We start from the raw sequence: 642 nt of genomic DNA on the forward strand, positions 1-642 counted from the left end.
GCAAGCCTTTTTTTTATGCAGTCAGGCTCTGCACATTTTTGCTGCAGAACTCTGTACTTTTATTTTGCAATAAACAATAAATGGTTTCTTCAAAATAGTATTCGGTCTCTGTGACATTTGAAGGCATAGTGGAAGGATGGTATTCTTCCGCAATCTGTTGTAGTTGAGCATTAGACTTTAGTCGAATGACGTAGTAAACGGATTCTTTTTCGCACAAATCATATAAAGCAGGGACGGCAAAACCACTGTCCCCGCGAACAAATAATGAAGTCTCCGGGAATTTCTCGTTGTAATGTTCAATAAGTGGTTGTATGAATTCAATTGCACCGTTTGAAGTATACACATTTCCAGGACGCAGCTTTGCCTTCAAAAAGTCACCTGTTACACCATCGAAAGCCACTAATGGATGGAAACCAATGGTTCCATAATGGGCATTGTAAGCTGCCGATTCTTGATGACCATAGGTATCGGAATGAGTAGAATCTAAATCAAAGATGAGTGCTTTTGAATCTCTAAACTTATGAACTTTATCGAGTAGATCTTGATTGGCCTGTTCCAATTGTTCGATAGATGTTTGATCAAACCGTTTAAAAAAGCGAGATAAACTAGGCTGGGAAGCTAACGCCGGTGTCCCTATAATTT

The 642-nt window shown here is 39.3% G+C and carries 1 pseudogene; it reads right to left on the reverse strand.

The annotated features are described in order from the left end of the window. Positions 1-85: 85 nt before the first annotated feature. Positions 86-642 (reverse strand): annotated as a pseudogene (locus Q1B07_RS26715) (transposase); the annotation flags it as partial.

It is taken from the genome of uncultured Metabacillus sp. (genome assembly GCF_947503125.1).
GTDB lineage: Bacteria > Bacillota > Bacilli > Bacillales > Bacillaceae > Metabacillus.